21 protein-coding genes and 1 tRNA gene are annotated in these 14,046 nt (G+C 68.9%); 10 read left to right on the top strand and 12 right to left on the bottom strand.

Going from position 1 to position 14,046, the window contains the following annotated elements; translation table 11 throughout:
• Window positions 1-4: 4 nt before the first annotated feature.
• The gene (locus tag ACO057_RS21665; RefSeq protein WP_421995375.1) at window positions 5-1,408 is read left to right on the top strand and encodes an NAD(P)(+) transhydrogenase (Re/Si-specific) subunit beta; all 1,404 of its coding nucleotides are present in this window, start codon (window positions 5-7) and stop codon (window positions 1,406-1,408) included.
• Between the two features lie 159 nt (window positions 1,409-1,567).
• Here ACO057_RS21665 and rpsU read toward each other — a convergent pair whose 3' ends face one another.
• Window positions 1,568-1,771, bottom strand: a complete 204-nt coding sequence (gene rpsU, locus ACO057_RS21670; protein ID WP_027286066.1) for a 30S ribosomal protein S21 — start codon at window positions 1,769-1,771, stop codon at window positions 1,568-1,570.
• Between the two features lie 176 nt (window positions 1,772-1,947).
• Between rpsU and def the strand changes: the two genes are divergently transcribed.
• The 3 genes from def (at window position 1,948) to ACO057_RS21685 (ending at window position 3,658) form a co-directional block, all read left to right on the top strand.
• The gene (def, locus tag ACO057_RS21675; RefSeq protein ID WP_421995377.1) at window positions 1,948-2,448 is read left to right on the top strand and encodes a peptide deformylase; all 501 of its coding nucleotides are present in this window, start codon (window positions 1,948-1,950) and stop codon (window positions 2,446-2,448) included.
• The gene (locus ACO057_RS21680) at window positions 2,445-3,002 is read left to right on the top strand and encodes a COQ9 family protein (RefSeq protein WP_421995379.1); all 558 of its coding nucleotides are present in this window, start codon (window positions 2,445-2,447) and stop codon (window positions 3,000-3,002) included. Before def ends, ACO057_RS21680 begins: the two co-directional genes overlap by 4 nt.
• Before the next feature lie 119 nt (window positions 3,003-3,121).
• Window positions 3,122-3,658: a hypothetical protein gene (locus ACO057_RS21685; RefSeq protein ID WP_421995381.1), complete on the top strand. Its 537-nt coding sequence runs from the start codon at window positions 3,122-3,124 to the stop codon at window positions 3,656-3,658.
• A 126-nt stretch (window positions 3,659-3,784) separates the two neighbouring features.
• On the opposite strand, the gene ACO057_RS21690 is transcribed toward ACO057_RS21685, so the two are convergent.
• The 5 genes from ACO057_RS21690 to ACO057_RS21710 form a co-directional block, all read right to left on the bottom strand.
• Window positions 3,785-4,882 carry an OmpA family protein gene (locus ACO057_RS21690; RefSeq protein ID WP_421995383.1) on the bottom strand — a complete coding sequence of 366 codons (1,098 nt, stop codon included), beginning with the start codon at window positions 4,880-4,882 and terminating at the stop codon, window positions 3,785-3,787.
• 245 nt (window positions 4,883-5,127) lie between these two features.
• Window positions 5,128-6,222: an OmpA family protein gene (locus ACO057_RS21695; protein WP_421995385.1), complete on the bottom strand. Its 1,095-nt coding sequence runs from the start codon at window positions 6,220-6,222 to the stop codon at window positions 5,128-5,130.
• A gap of 194 nt (window positions 6,223-6,416) precedes the next feature.
• Window positions 6,417-7,547, bottom strand: a complete 1,131-nt coding sequence (locus ACO057_RS21700) for a 5-(carboxyamino)imidazole ribonucleotide synthase (protein ID WP_421995387.1) — start codon at window positions 7,545-7,547, stop codon at window positions 6,417-6,419.
• Window positions 7,534-8,028, bottom strand: a complete 495-nt coding sequence (gene purE / locus ACO057_RS21705; protein WP_421995389.1) for a 5-(carboxyamino)imidazole ribonucleotide mutase — start codon at window positions 8,026-8,028, stop codon at window positions 7,534-7,536. The genes ACO057_RS21700 and purE overlap by 14 nt, the downstream gene beginning before the upstream one ends.
• 18 nt (window positions 8,029-8,046) lie before the next feature.
• The gene (locus ACO057_RS21710) at window positions 8,047-8,247 is read right to left on the bottom strand and encodes a YdcH family protein (protein WP_421995391.1); all 201 of its coding nucleotides are present in this window, start codon (window positions 8,245-8,247) and stop codon (window positions 8,047-8,049) included.
• Window positions 8,248-8,426: 179 nt separating this feature from the next.
• On the opposite strand from ACO057_RS21710, the gene ACO057_RS21715 reads away from it, so the two are divergent.
• A complete protein-coding gene (locus ACO057_RS21715) occupies window positions 8,427-8,597 on the top strand; it encodes a YdcH family protein (RefSeq protein ID WP_421995393.1) in 171 nt (56 codons plus the stop codon).
• Window positions 8,598-8,618: 21 nt separating this feature from the next.
• Here ACO057_RS21715 and ACO057_RS21720 read toward each other — a convergent pair whose 3' ends face one another.
• Complete coding sequence (locus ACO057_RS21720; protein WP_421995395.1) at window positions 8,619-9,200, bottom strand: DUF1013 domain-containing protein; 582 nt, start codon at window positions 9,198-9,200, stop codon at window positions 8,619-8,621.
• A gap of 129 nt (window positions 9,201-9,329) precedes the next feature.
• Here ACO057_RS21720 and ACO057_RS21725 point away from each other — a divergent pair, with 129 nt between their 5' ends.
• The gene (locus ACO057_RS21725) at window positions 9,330-9,527 is read left to right on the top strand and encodes a DUF1192 family protein (protein ID WP_421995397.1); all 198 of its coding nucleotides are present in this window, start codon (window positions 9,330-9,332) and stop codon (window positions 9,525-9,527) included.
• A 69-nt stretch (window positions 9,528-9,596) separates the two neighbouring features.
• Here the strand turns inward: ACO057_RS21725 and ACO057_RS21730 are convergent, their stop codons facing one another.
• Together ACO057_RS21730 and rpmE are read right to left on the bottom strand one after the other, a co-directional pair.
• Window positions 9,597-10,067, bottom strand: coding sequence for an Hsp20 family protein (locus ACO057_RS21730; protein WP_421995399.1), 471 nt, complete (start codon window positions 10,065-10,067; stop codon window positions 9,597-9,599).
• A gap of 220 nt (window positions 10,068-10,287) precedes the next feature.
• Window positions 10,288-10,515, bottom strand: coding sequence for a 50S ribosomal protein L31 (gene rpmE / locus ACO057_RS21735; RefSeq protein ID WP_421995401.1), 228 nt, complete (start codon window positions 10,513-10,515; stop codon window positions 10,288-10,290).
• 189 nt (window positions 10,516-10,704) lie between these two features.
• On the opposite strand from rpmE, the gene ACO057_RS21740 reads away from it, so the two are divergent.
• The 3 genes from ACO057_RS21740 (at window position 10,705) to ACO057_RS21750 (ending at window position 12,292) form a co-directional block, all read left to right on the top strand.
• Entirely contained in the window at window positions 10,705-11,247 is a 543-nt protein-coding gene (locus ACO057_RS21740) for a LemA family protein (protein WP_421995403.1), read from the top strand.
• A 65-nt stretch (window positions 11,248-11,312) separates the two neighbouring features.
• The gene (locus ACO057_RS21745; RefSeq protein WP_421995405.1) at window positions 11,313-12,062 is read left to right on the top strand and encodes a hypothetical protein; all 750 of its coding nucleotides are present in this window, start codon (window positions 11,313-11,315) and stop codon (window positions 12,060-12,062) included.
• On the top strand, window positions 12,059-12,292 hold the full coding sequence (locus ACO057_RS21750; protein ID WP_421995406.1) for a hypothetical protein: 234 nt from the start codon (window positions 12,059-12,061) through the stop codon (window positions 12,290-12,292). The genes ACO057_RS21745 and ACO057_RS21750 overlap by 4 nt, the downstream gene beginning before the upstream one ends.
• A 125-nt stretch (window positions 12,293-12,417) precedes the next feature.
• On the opposite strand, the gene ACO057_RS21755 is transcribed toward ACO057_RS21750, so the two are convergent.
• The 3 genes from ACO057_RS21755 to ACO057_RS21765 all read right to left on the bottom strand — a co-directional run bounded on the left by ACO057_RS21755 (window position 12,418) and on the right by ACO057_RS21765 (window position 13,202).
• Window positions 12,418-12,723, bottom strand: coding sequence for a hypothetical protein (locus ACO057_RS21755; RefSeq protein WP_421995408.1), 306 nt, complete (start codon window positions 12,721-12,723; stop codon window positions 12,418-12,420).
• Window positions 12,724-12,803: 80 nt separating this feature from the next.
• Complete coding sequence (locus ACO057_RS21760; RefSeq protein ID WP_421995410.1) at window positions 12,804-13,034, bottom strand: hypothetical protein; 231 nt, start codon at window positions 13,032-13,034, stop codon at window positions 12,804-12,806.
• A 93-nt stretch (window positions 13,035-13,127) separates the two neighbouring features.
• Window positions 13,128-13,202 (bottom strand) — tRNA-Val (locus tag ACO057_RS21765).
• A gap of 77 nt (window positions 13,203-13,279) precedes the next feature.
• Here ACO057_RS21765 and ACO057_RS21770 point away from each other — a divergent pair.
• Window positions 13,280-14,041, top strand: a complete 762-nt coding sequence (locus tag ACO057_RS21770; RefSeq protein ID WP_421995412.1) for a DUF3108 domain-containing protein — start codon at window positions 13,280-13,282, stop codon at window positions 14,039-14,041.
• Window positions 14,042-14,046: the final 5 nt, after the last annotated feature.

Raw genomic sequence — 14,046 nt, forward strand, 5'->3', positions numbered from 1 at the left:
TCCCATGGCGACGATTTCGAGCCTCGCCTATCTGGTCGCCTCGGTCCTCTTCATCCTGGCGCTGCGCGGCCTCTCCCACCCGACCACCTCCCGCCAGGGCAACCAGTTCGGCATGATCGGCATGGGGATCGCGATCGTCGCGACCATGCTGAACTCGCACATGGATTTTGGCGGCTTTGTGCTCATCATCGCGGGCCTGGCCATCGGCGGCAGCATCGGCGCCTGGCTGGCCAGCCGGATCCAGATGACCTCGCTGCCGCAGCTGGTGGCGGCCTTCCACAGCCTGGTGGGCATGGCGGCCGTCTTCGTGGCGGCCTCGGCCTTCTACAGCCCCGAGAGCTTCGGCATCGGCACGCGGGGACATATCCACGCGCAGTCGCTGATCGAGATGTCGCTGGGCCTGGCCATCGGCGCCGTCACCTTCTCCGGCTCGGTGATCGCCTTCGCCAAGCTCGACGGACGCATGTCGGGCGCGCCCATCCTCTTCAAGGGCCAGCACATGCTGAACGCGGCGCTCGGCGCGCTGCTTCTGCTGCTGGTGATCCTCTTCGTCGTGACGGGTTCCTCGGTCCTCTTCTGGATGATCGCGCTGCTGGCCTTCGGGCTGGGCTTCCTGCTGATCATCCCGATCGGCGGGGCGGACATGCCGGTCGTGGTGTCCATGCTGAACAGCTATTCCGGCTGGGCGGCGGCGGGCATCGGCTTCACCATCGGCAACACCCTGCTGATCGTGACGGGCGCGCTGGTCGGCGCCTCGGGCGCCATCCTGAGCTACATCATGTGCAAGGGGATGAACCGCTCGATCATCAACGTCCTGCTGGGCGGCTTCGGCTCGGAGAGCGGCGCGGTGGCCGCCGGCGGCGCGGCGACCGACCGCGCGCCGGTGAAGGCGGGCAGCCCCGAGGACGCCGCCTTCATCATGCGCAACGCCCAGAAGATCATCATCGTGCCCGGCTACGGCATGGCGGTGGCCCAGGCGCAGCAGGTGGTGCGCGAGATGGCGGATCTGCTGAAGAAGGAGGGTGCGGAGGTCTCCTACGCCATCCACCCTGTGGCGGGCCGCATGCCCGGCCACATGAACGTGCTGCTGGCCGAGGCGAACGTGCCTTACGAGGACGTGCACGAGCTGGAGGAGATCAACCCCGAATTCGCCGAGGCCGACGTGGCCTATGTGATCGGGGCGAATGACGTGACCAATCCGGCCGCCAAGACCGACAAGTCCAGCGCCATCTACGGCATGCCGATCCTGGACGTGGAGCGGGCCAAGACGGTGTTCTTCGTGAAGCGCGGCATGGCCAGCGGTTATGCCGGCGTGGACAACGAGCTCTTCTTCCGGCCGAACACGATGATGCTCTTCGGCGACGCCAAGAAGGTCACGCAGGAAATCGTACAGGCGCTTCAGCGCTAAGCGCGACTCGCCGCCGAGTCGGGCCGGCCAGCCTTCGGGCTGCGCCGGCCTTTTTCATGTCCTGGAGAGGCGCAAACGCCAAAAGCGCCGTCCCGGCATTGCCGGGCGGCGCTTGTAACGTCTGTCTGAAAAGAGGGCCGGCTTAAACCGGCCCGCCGCTCAGAAGCCTTCGCGCTCGATGCGCTTGCGCTCGACCTTGCGGGCGCGACGGACCGCTTCGGCCGCCTCGCGCGCACGGCGCTCCGAGGGCTTCTCGTAGTGCCGGCGAAGCTTCATCTCGCGGAACACACCCTCACGCTGCAGCTTCTTCTTGAGCGCCTTGAGCGCCTGATCGACATTGTTGTCCCGAACGACGACTTGCACGCGGGCGTATCTCCTGCTGGCCTCATCCGGCCCTGAAATGCGGTAAGACCTCGGTGCGAAGTCGCGCCGAGGCCGAGGCAGCGACATAACACAACCAGCGCAGCGGCGGGAAGCCCTCAAATGGGGTAAAGTTGGAAACCGTCCCGTGCCAGCCCAGACAAAGGAAATAGTGCCGCATGGCCATCCTGAAGATAGCCCGAATGGGCCACCCGGTTCTACTCGCCCGCGCCGACGAGGTCACGGATCCGACCGCGCCGGAGATGCAGCGACTCATCGTCGACATGGCCGAGACTCTCGCGGACGCCGGCGGCATCGGGCTCGCCGCGCCGCAAGTCCATGTGCCACTGCGTCTTTTCCTCTGGCGCGACGGGCCGGCGCTGCGCGTGCTGTTCAATCCGGCGATCGCCCCCCTCGGCCCTGAGACCGAAGCCTCCTGGGAAGGCTGCCTGTCCATTCCCGGCCTGCGCGGCCGTGTGGACCGTCCGGCGCGCGTCGCCTGGAGCGGCCTGGACGAGAGGGGCGAGCCCGTCTCCGGCGAGGCACAGGGCCTTCCGGCCCGCGTGCTGCAACATGAGAATGACCATCTCGACGGCGTGCTGTATCTGTCGCGCATGAAGGACCTCACGCAGCTGGGCTTCACCGAGGAACTCGCCCGCCTCGCCGAGAGCCGGACATGAGCGAGTCGGACCTCCTGCGCGCCGTCGTCGCCCGTGCGGGGCGCGAGGGCTGGACGCCGGCCACGCTGCGCCACGCCCTGCAAGACCGCGGCGAGGCGCCGGAGCTCGCTTCCAGCCACTTCCCCCGGGGGGTGACCGGCGCGATCGAGGCCTGGATCGCGCAGATCGATGCGGAGATGGAGGCGGCCGCCGCGACGGAGGATCTCGCCGCCCTGCGAACCCCCGCCCGGATCCGCCGGCTGATCGAATTGCGCCTGCACCTGCTCGAGCCCGATCGCGATGCCATGCGCGGCGCCGTGGCGCTGCTGGCGCTGCCCTGGAACCTGCTCACCGGCCTGCGCTGTGCGGCGGCCAGCGCCTCGGCGATCTGGCACGCGGCGGGAGACGAATCGGCCGATTTTTCCTGGTACACGCGGCGAGCCACGCTGGTGGCGGTGCAGGGGGCGGTGCTTGCTTTCTGGTTGCAGCCGAACCCTCCCACTATAGAAGAAACTTTATCGTTTCTTGACAGACGTTTGGCAGGATTACCTAAACCCCATCCAAAAGCCGTGTGATCGGGCTTCGCGCTTGGCATTGATCCGTGTAAAGGGCGATGCTGATAGGCCGATTCGCGCCATCCGTCTGGATCCGCCAGGGGGTGGCTGGGCCAAACGAGATCGGGAGTATGGGCGGTATGACGCCTTCACGTAAGCTTATGGCCGGCCTGGCCGCCGTCATGCTGACGCCCAGCCTTGCTTTCGCGCAGAGCTCGGTCTGCGTGCAGCCGGTAGAGAAGACGGCGTTCGACATCCGCGCGCTGCAGAGCCAGCTCATGGTCGTCGCGCTCACCTGCGGCCAGCAGGACGACTACAACACCTTCGTGACGCGTCATCAGAGCGACCTGGCGGCCGCCTTCCGCAATGTGGCGAGCCATTTCCGCCGCACGGCGGGTGCCTCGCACCAGCGCCTGCTCGACCAGTACATCACCAACCTCGCCAATGGTCAGTCGCAGGTCGGCATCTCGCGCGGATCCTTCTTCTGCCGCGAACAGGCCCCGATCTTCCAGCAGGCGACGGCCGCGACCTCGCCGGCCGAGCTGGCGCAGATCTCCCTGGCGCGGGAAGTTCCGCAGGCCCTGACGACCCCGGCCTGCCCGGATCGGCCGGCCGCCGCGACGCCCCGCGCGCGCACCACGCGCCCGGCAGCGCAGCGCGCCGCCGCGACTCGCTGAGTTCAGGCCACCACGACCGATAGGAAAAGGGCGCCGCGAGGCGCCCTTTTTCATGTCCGCGATCCGGAACGGAAAAGGGACGCCTCGCGGCGCCCCTTCCCAATTCCTGCGAGAGGAACGTCCTGCTTAGCGCAGGACGATCTCGACGCGGCGGTTCTGCGGCTCGCGCACGCCCATCGCCGTCGGGACCAGCGGACGATCGAAGCCGAAGCCCTGAACCGTGATCTCGTTGCGGGCGATGCCGCGGCGGACGAGCTCGGCGGCAACCGCTTCACCACGACGCACCGACAGGCGCTGGTTGTAGACGGCCGTACCGGTGCGGTCGGCGTGGCCGGACACCTCGATGCGGGTCGAGCTCACGGCACGGGCATTGGTGGCCGCCTCGCCGATGATCTGGCGGGCGCGATCCGTCAGGTCCGCGCGATCCCAGTCAAAGAAGACCAGGTAGGTGCGGGCCGGAGCCGGCGCGGCAGCGGCGATCGGGGCCGTGACCGGCGCCGGGCGCGGCGTGTTGAAGGCATAGCGCAAACCGGCAAGGGCGGAGTGGTTGGTATAGCCGCTCTTGACGGCGCCTGAGGCGAAGGTCGCGCCGGTGTTGGTCGCGAAGGCGTGCGCGTTGAAGGAGGCGTCCTCGGCCCGGAGGTAGCGATACTCCAGCGTGACCGACAGGCCGGGCATGGCGGAGACCGGGAAGGCCAGGCCGCCGATCGCCTGATAGGCGAAGACGCCCTGCGTATCGGAGGACACCAGGCCCGCCCCACGGCCGGGGCTCACGGCGGCGACCGAATCGGCGTTGCGCCAGATATAGCCCACGCCGCCGCCGACATAGGGCGTGACCCAGGGCGCGAAGGGCAGGGCGATGTCATAGAGCACATTGCCCATGACGCCGTAGGACTGGGCCGTGCCGGACCCGTTCACCGAGCCCGCGCTAGCGGCCTCATTGCGGCGGTAGTTGCCCTCGAGCTCGACGCGCAGACCGAAGCCGAAGCCCCAGCCGATGGAGGCGACGGCTGCCAGGCCGGTCTCGAAACCACCCGTGCCGGTCGTCGGGAAACCATTGGCGCGCGCGCCAGCCGCGAGGGGACGATCCGACAGGAAGGTGCCGTTCTCGACGAAGTTCATGCCGGCGCCGGCGCCGACATAGAGGCCGGTGATGGGCTGGGCCTGGGCCAACATGGGGAACGCGAACACGCCCGCGGTCAGAACCAGCTTGGGGAAAGTCATTCTGTTTGTCTCCTGGAGGCCATCTGGTGGCCATCTCATGACGACATAGACGATCGCATCATGATCGAAGGAATGTTTTCGCTGCGGTGCCGCATATCGGCGGATATTTCCTCTAAGCGTGCATATTTTGCCACAACCGGGCGAAAGCGCAGGAGATTCGAGGAAGAGGGCAAGAAGGGAATGGGCAAAAAGAAAGGGGCGCCTCGCGGCGCCCCTTCCCAATTCCTGCGAGAGGAACGTCCTGCTTAGCGCAGGACGATCTCGACGCGGCGGTTCTGCGGCTCGCGCACGCCCATCGCCGTCGGGACCAGCGGACGATCGAAGCCGAAGCCCTGGACCGTGATCTCGTTGCGGGCGATGCCGCGGCGGACGAGCTCGGCGGCAACCGCCTCACCACGACGCACCGACAGGCGCTGGTTGTAGACGGCCGTACCGGTGCGGTCGGCGTGGCCGGACACCTCGATGCGGGTCGAGCTCACGGCACGGGCATTGGTGGCCGCCTCGCCGATGATCTGGCGGGCGCGATCCGTCAAGTCCGCGCGATCCCAGTCAAAGAAGACCAGGTAGGTGCGGGCCGGAGCCGGCGCGGCAGCGGCGATCGGGGCCACAACCGGAGCCGGGCGCGGCGCGTTGAAGGCATAACGCAGACCGACCAGGATCGAGTGGTTGTAGTTGGTCGGCTTGTAGGTGCCGGCGGCCACCGGACGGCCGTTCGTCAGCGCGGTCGTGGCGAGTTCCGGCTCGAGCGTGCCGAAGAAGCGGTACTCGGTCGTCAGCGCCAGGCCGGGGACCATGGAGTCGAGGCCGAAGGCCACGCCGGCGATGCCCTGGTAGGCGAACTGGCCATCACGATCGTCCGTGCGAATCTGCGCGGCGCCGTTGCGGCCGTTCACGTTACGCCAGTCGTTCCAGGCATAGCCCACGCCCGCGCCGACGTAAGGGACAATGCCCACGCCGCCAACGTTCAGGTTCAGGAAGTTGAAGTCGTACAGGGCGTTCGCCATCGCGCCGTACTGGTGGATGGTGCCGCCGGTCGACCGCGCGCCCGTGATCCGCTGCACGCTGTTGTTGCGGTAGTTGCCCTCGATCTCGACGCGCAGGCCGTTGCCGAAGCCCCAGCCGATGCTGCCGAGCGCGGCGTAGCCCCAGTTGGACTTGACGTCGAAGGTGCCGTTGGCGGCCGCGCCGCCGGGGCCGCGCAGGCGGAGGCTGTCGTCGCTCGGCGCACGGTAGTTCGCGCCGACGCCGCCACCGATGTAGAGGCCGGTGATCGGCTGGGCCTGTGCGGCCATGGGCAGCGACAGAACGGTCGCGGCCAGAAGGGCCTTCTTGAGGCTCATCCTCGTTCTCCTTGAATACAATTCGTTTGTTCGGTCGCTGCACAGTGAACCCGTCGGGAACAATTCCGCGCTGCGTGACTGCAACCTAACAACAAGACCGCCGGATTGCATCACCTTGTCCACCAATTCCCGGAGGCTGTGGCCAAAACGCAACATGGCCCCTGGCCTTTCCGCCACAGGGGCGGTGGGAAGCTTCAGAAAGCCTCGGGCTGGGCATCCCCGGCCAGGGCATTCATGGGAAGAAGACGGTTGGCATGGCCGAGCTTGCGGCCCGTCCTCGCCTCGGCCTTCCCATACCAATGCGCGACCACGTCCGCGCGCGCGACGAGCGCCGGCCAGGCGGCCAGCCCCTCGGGGCCCACGAGATTGCGCATCACCGCGTCCGCGTGGCGCGCGGGGCTGCCCAGCGGCAGTCCTGCGACGGCGCGGATATGCTGCTCGAACTGCCCGCAGAGGCAGGCATCCATGGTCCAATGGCCGGAATTGTGCGGCCGCGGCGCGATCTCATTGCCGAGCAGCGAGCCGTCCGGCAGCAGGAACATCTCCAGCGCGACCACGCCCACCAGCTCCAGCGCGGCGGCGACCTGCGCGACATGGGCGCGGGCGGCTTCGGCCGCGGCCGGCGGCAGGCGCGCCGGGGCGAAGGAGAGGGCCAGGATGTGGTTGCGGTGCTGGTTCTCGATGGCGTCATAGGTCGCGACCGTGCCGTCGAGCCCGCGTGCGGCGATGCCGGAGATCTCGGCCGAGAAGGGCACGAAGGCTTCCAGGATCAATGGCTTGGGCGACAGGCGCGCGAAGGCGGGGGCCACGTCCTCCGGCCGGCGCAGCACAGCCTGGCCGCGCCCGTCATAGCCCAGGCGGGTGGTCTTCAGCACTGCCGGCAGGCCGATCTCGGCGATGGCGTCCCGCAGCTCCGATTCGCTGTTCACCTCGCGCCAGGGGGCGACCGGCACGCCGGCCGCGGCGAGGAAGCGCTTCTCCGTGATGCGGTCCTGGCAGACGGACAGCGCCTTGTTCCCCGGACGGCAGGGCACGCGGCCTTCCAGCGCGCGCAGCGTCGCGACGGGGACGTTCTCGAACTCGAAGGTCACGACGTCGACCGACTCGGCGAAACGGGCCAGGGCCTCCAGGTCGTCATACTCGGCCAGGGTGTGCGCGGCCGAGACCTGCATGCCGGGCGAATCGGCGTCCGGCGCGAAGACATGGCAGCGATAGCCCAGCCGCGCCGCGGCCAGGGCGCTCATCCGGCCAAGCTGTCCGCCACCCAGGATGCCGATCGTCGAGCCCGGAGCCAGGGGGGCGGGCATGGGTTCAGGCGGGGTCATGGGGAACGCTTTCGGTCTGCCGGGCGCGCCAGGCGTCGAGCCGCTCCGCCAGCAAGGGGTCGGACAAGGCGAGGATGGCGGCGGCGAGCAGCGCGGCGTTGATGGCGCCGGCCTTGCCGATGGCCAAAGTGCCTACCGGCACGCCGCCGGGCATCTGCGCGATGGAGAGCAGGGAATCCATGCCCTTCAGCGCGTGGCTTTCCACGGGGACGCCCAGGACGGGCAGGGGGGTCATGCTCGCGGCCATGCCGGGCAGATGCGCGGCTCCGCCGGCGCCAGCGACGATGACCTTCAGGCCGCGCCCGCGGGCCTGTTTCGCGTAATCGAAGAGCCGCTCGGGCGTGCGATGGGCCGAGACGACGCGGCACTCATGCGCGATGCCAAGCGCGGTCAGCGTCTCGTCGGCATGGCGCATCGTCTCCCAATCGGAGCGGCTGCCCATGATGATGCCGACGAGCGGCGCGGAGTCAGTTGGATTCATGTCGGTATCGCGGCCCGCTCAGGCGATGATGTCGGGGACGAGCTGCCCCTCCAGCCAGGAAATTTCGTCTTTCAGCTTCAGCTTGCGCTTCTTCAGCCGCTGCAGCTGCAATTGGTCGCCGAGGCCGCTGACGAGGCGGGCGATGACGGTGTCGAGGTCGCGGTGTTCGCTGCGCAGCTCATGCAGGCGTCGCAGCAGGGCCTCTCGGTCTTCCAGCATCAGTTCGGCCGCATCCTGGATACAGATTCATTCGAGGGGAACGAATTCACTCGCCTGCCCGGCCCCATGGGGGATAGCATGGCTGGATGCGGTAGCAACAGCCGCATGAACAGGCGACGTCCCCGGCGAGGCCGACACGTTCCCGCCAGAGGCGATCCCGTAGCAGAGGAAGCCACTGCATGATGCACGCGCCGAGGGTGCGAGCCCTGGAATCCCGCCACGCAGATCTGGAGACGCGCATCGCCGTCGAAGGCGCCCGTCCGCGCCCCGACATCGAAGCCCTCGCCCGTCTGAAACGGGAGAAGCTGCATCTCAAGGAAGAAATGGAGAAGCTTCGCCGCGCCCATTGAGGGCGCGACTTCTTCCGGAATTCACTCGGAATCGAAGGGCGTGGGGGGCGGCGTCGGAATGGCGATGCCCTCTGCGCGCATTCGGTCCTGCGCCGAGGTCACGGCGGCGTTGAGTGCGCCCTGGCTGCACAGCCCCAGGATCACAGGATCGCGCGGCTTGATGTTCGCGCTGTTCCAATGGTTGCGGTCGCGCACCTTCTGGATGGTTTCCTTGGTGGTGCCGACCAGCTTGCCGATCTGCGCCTCGGTGAGCTCGGGGTGGTTGCGCAGCAGCCAGGCGATGCCGTCCGGGCGATCATTGCGCTTGGCGACCGGCGTGTAGCGCCCGCCCTTGCCGCGTCCCTTGGCCACCGGCAGCGCGTTTGGCGCCAGCGTCAGGCGGGCCGAGCCGTTGGCCTCCGCGCGCACGATGTCTTCCCGCGTCACCTGGCCGTTGGCGACCGGATCGTAGCCGATGATGCCCTGCGCCACCTCGCCATCGGCGATGGCCTGGACCTCGAGCGGGTGCATCTGGACGAAATCGGCGATCTGTTCGAAGGAGAGCGAGGTCTTCTCGATCAGCCAGACGGCGGTGGCCTTAGGCATCAGGGGCGGGAGGGCCATGACGGTGCTTCCATGGGTGAGGGGGCGGCGCGGACGGGCACGCGCCCGAAGGGGCGGCTCTTCTGTCGCAAGCCCTATAGTCGCAGGGCCCGTTTGGGCCAAGCCCTGTAACGAATTCGGAGAAAAGCGATGTTCGAAGAGGAGGCGCGGCCCAGGCCCATTCAGCGCTTCGTGCCGGCGCCCCTGCAGGATTGGGCGGAGACGGAATTGCGCGCCTATATCGCGGATCTGCAGGCCGAGATCGCCCGGGCCGAGGCCGCCATCGCCGCCCGGTCGAACCAGCGGGCGACCGCGGATGCCTTCTTCCGCCCACCCCCTGCCGGCTGAGGCGCGATCAAAGAAAAGGCCGGCGGGTGTGTCCCGCCGGCCTTCCCGTATTCACTCCGACGCCAAAGATCAGGCGGCGTGGGCGACCTGCTCGATCGCCGGCTGGCGCTGCGGCGCGGCCTGGATCTCGATCCGGCGGGGCTTCAGCGCCTCGGGCACCTCGCGCTTCAGCGCGACATGCAGCAGGCCGTTCTCCATCTGCGCGCCCTGGACCACGAGGTGGTCGGCGAGGACGAAGCGGCGCTCGAAGGCCCGGCCCGCGATGCCGCGATGCACGAAGCGGCGCTCCTGACCCTCGGGCTGCTGCGGCGCCTTGCCGCTGATGGACAGCTGGTCGTCGCGCACGACGAGATCGATGTCCTCCGCGCCGAAGCCGGCCACGGCCATGGTCAGCACATAGCTGTCCTCGCCGGTCGCCTCGATGTTGAAGGGGGGATAGGTCTGGCTCTCGGCCTGGCTGCGCGCACCGTCGAGCAGGCGCGCGACGCGATCAAAGCCGATGGCGCTGCGGAAAAGGGGAGAGAAATCAATGGCGTTCATACTGAACCTCCTGCTGTAGCAAGGTCCTGTTGAGCGTCCCGCCGCCGCCATCCCCATTCGGGCGATGCCTGCATCCGGATCCGCGCCGGAGCCCGCTTGGGCACTCCGGTGAGGGGGAGATGTGAAGCGCGCCGGCGCGCTTCAAGAGGTTCCGGCCAAAAATGAAAAAACCGCCCAAGCCATTGGCCGGGGCGGTTTTTCCTGAAGCGAAAGGCTTAGTTCAGCCCTTGCGCATGCCGATGCCGGCGAACTTGCGGTTGAACTTCGCCACCTGGCCGCCCGTGTCCATCAGGCGCTGCACGCCGGTCCAGGCCGGGTGGCTCTTCGGATCGATGTCGAGGCGCAGCGTCTCGCCCGGCTTGCCGCCCGCGGTGCGGGTCGTGAAGGTCGTGCCGTCCGTCATGATGACGTGCAGATCGTGGTAGGCGGGGTGGGTGTCGGGCTTCATGGCGCAAGGGCTTTCGGGGATGCGGCAGGCGCGATGGCGTCCCGCCGTGGGTCGCGGGGAATTAGGCCATCAGCCCCGGCGGTGCAAGGCTAAAGGCGCCGGCCCGCCCCCTCTTCATCCGGGCGCCGCCGGCCTAAACACGTTCCGAGGACAGGAGCAGAGGGTGCCATGGAGTGGGTGATACCGGCAGTGGCCGTGCTGCTGTTGATTGGCGTCGTCGTCGTCCGGGGGCGGATTCTCTCGCTGCAAAGCGCGGCGGCCGGCATCTGGTCCGGGCTCGATGCGCTGCTCCAGCGGCGGCACGACCTCATCCGCCCTCTCGTCGAAATCGTCCAGCGCCATGCGCCCCGCGAAGGCAGGCTGGTGGACAAGGTGCTCGCCGCCCGCAAGCGTGCCACCGCGGCACATGCCCCGCCGGCCATCGGGCGGGCCGAGGGCGTGCTGGGTGTCGAGGTCCAGGCGCTGTTCGAGCGGGCGGAGACGCTTCCCGACCTCGGCTCCCGTGCCGAATTCCGGCGGATCAAGGCCCAGTTCGAGGATATGGGGCGCCGGATCGCGGCGGCTCAGGGCACCTACAACGCGGCGGCGCGCAGCTACAACACCGCGCGGCTCGGCCTCCCGGGCGCCCTTCTGAGCTTGTTGATCCGCCTCGAGCCGCTTGAATATTACGGCGGGGCGGATGCCGCGACGACGGAGCGCGCGTCCGGCGCGGCCGAACCCATGGGCCTTTAACCCAGCTTTAACAAAGGCGTCGGAGAATACCGGCTTGCCCCCATGGCGGGGGCCAGAGGCATCGGGTGCAGGGCAGGCGGGCCGAGGACCGCGTCGCGGCGGAATTGCGGGAGCTCCTGGCGCAGCTCGAGAGGAGCGGGCTGGCCGAGCGCCGGGCGGACGTCCGGCTGCTGATCGCAAACTCCCGCTCGCTCCTTCATGCCCGCCGCCGCGCCCTCCCGTGTGGGCTGCCGGAGCGCGAGGCGCCTTCCGCGCGCAAGCTGGCCGGCAAGCTCGGCACGCTCCTGTGGATCGTCCTGGATATGCTGGTGCTGGCCGGATTCCTTTGGGGAATCTGGTCGGTTCTGCGGCCAGACGAGCTGACGCCCGAGACCGTGCTGGCCCTGGCCGGCCCGATCTGGATTCTGCTGCGGCTGCCTGCCGCGCGCGAGGGGCTGCACGAGGCCGCTGCCCATCTGATCTACCATCTGGCCTGGGGCTATGACTGGTTCGCCGAGGCCTTCGGCCGGGCGGCCCAGCGCCGGCTCTCCGCGCGTCTGGCGGCGCGGGAGGTGATGTGGGCCTGGAGCCGGCATCGGCGCAGCCTGCCGCACCGGCCCGGCTTGCGAGACGTGGAGGCCTTCCTGGATCTCGCCTATGGCCTGCACGCCACCGAGGCTTTCCGTCGCGGCGCCCGGCATCTGGGCGAGGCGGCTGGCCGAAGGGCCGGGATGCGGCTGGCGGGCCTGCGCTGGTCGGTGCTCATCCGGCTTTTGGCGGGATCGCGGCCTCCGGCGCATTCTGGCCGGAACGCAGCGACGAGGCCCCGCTGGTGACGGCCGAGCTGGAGACGGCATCGTCCCCGCCCCGTGCCGAGCCGCGAACGCTTCCCCAGCGACGAATCGATCTCGCGGAACTCATCCGCAAGAAACGGCAGGAGATCACCAACGCCTATGGCTGGAAATTGAAGACCGAGGCCGAGATCGCCCAGCGCGACAGCTACCTGCGTCAGACCCGTCAAGAGCTCGGCGATCTGGAGCGCGAGCTGGCGGCGGAGGACGCGTGAGGCTGTCCTTGGCGAGGAAGACGGCTTGCCGATTCACGAGGGGACGAATCGAAGAAGGCCGGCGAGGGGATCCTCGCCCGCCTTCCCCGCCGGATCCAAACGGCCGCAGGCGCTCGCCGTGCAATTCAGTTGGTGTGGGAGCCCGGCGCCGACGGCGCGCCGGGGCGGCGCTGGCTGTTGGGATTGGCCGGCGTCACCGCCTGGTTGGTCGGCGCCGTCGAGGTCGCCGGGCGATCGACGCGCCGGCCGGTGGGATTGCCCGTGGTGCCCGGCGAGGCGGGCCCGCGTCCGGTGATGCTGTCCACGCGCGCGCTCGGATCCGAGCCGGGCGGCCGAGGCGTATCGGAGCCGTTGCCTTGCGCGAAGCTGGCCATCGGCAAAGCGATCATGGCGGCGGCCAAGATCGTCATCAACGTTCGACGATTCGTCATTTGCGGTTTCCTTCCTTGCGTTTCGTAAATCCCAACGCCGGCGCGGGGAGGCGGGTTGCCCGCGGCCGGAGACGGCGCCCCTAATCGTCGGTGGGATTCGCGATGGTCCCCGGCGCTTGCGGCCCGCCGCGCGCCTCGTCCTCGGGACCGATTCGGCGGCTTTCCAGCGCGGCGATCGTCGAGCGCCCGCTTTCCGTCTCGCGCTGGACGAGCCGCTCGACCCATTCCGACGAGGAAAGCCCCTGTTCGGCCGCTGCGGCCTCGATGCGGGCCAGGATCGCCGGGCTGAGGGAGAGGAGATTCTGGGGCATGCCCCTGCAACGCGAGGCGCGCTCAGACGTTGCGCGCCCAGACATCGCACAACGATGGCGGTACGAAATTCGGCGATGCATGAAGGGATCAGATGGTGGGCGCGACAGGGATTGAACCTGTGGCCCCTGCCGTGTGAAGGCAGTGCTCTACCGCTGAGCTACGCGCCCATCCGATCGGCGCTCCCTTTGCGGCGGATGGCGCCGGGTGTCAAGACGGTTGCGTTCACAAGGGGATGTGCCCACCAATGAGCTTCATGCTGTGGCGCATCACACTAGGCTTGGCGTTCCTGGCCGGACCCGCGGCGGCGGAGCCCTGGCGGGCCAGCTACGCCTTCGCCGCGGCCGGCATCACGGTGATGGAGGCCGAGGTCGATCTCGAGATCGGCGGGCCCGGCGCCCCCTATACGATCGAGACCCGAACCAGGGCCCGCGGCCTCGGCACGCTGTTTTTCCGGGGCGAGCAGGTCGCGCATAGCGAGGGCAGCTGGCGCGGGGCGAATCCGCTGCCGCGGCAGCACCGCAGCAGCGGCAACTGGCGCGGCAGCCCTCGGCGCACCCTGCTCAACTACACCGCCAGCGGAACGCCGCAGGTCGGCCTCCTGGAGCCGGCGCAGGACCTGGAGCGCACGCCCATTCCGCCCGAGGCCCTGCCGGGCACGCTGGATGCGCTCTCGGCCATGCTGAAGCTCTCGCGCCAGGTGCGGGACACGGGACGCTGCGAGGGCCAGGCGCGGATCTTCGACGGGCGCCGCCTGACCCAGCTCAACGTCACGACCGATCCCGTGCGCGACCCCGCCGGGGGCGGGCAGCCGAGCTGCGTGATCGAGAGCCAGATCGTCGGCGGCCTGCCGGTGGAGCGGCCGGAGGATGCGCGCCCGATGCGCAGCGTGGTGCATTTCGGTAATCCGGCGCAGCCGGGCGCGCCGCTGCTGCCGATCCGGATCGAGCTGGCCAGCCGCTGGTGGGGGACGATCCAGGTCACCCTGCGCCAGGTGACGCGCGGGTGAGGGGC

The sequence above is a fragment of the Roseococcus sp. genome, from assembly GCF_965227005.1.
Lineage (GTDB): Bacteria > Pseudomonadota > Alphaproteobacteria > Acetobacterales > Acetobacteraceae > Roseococcus.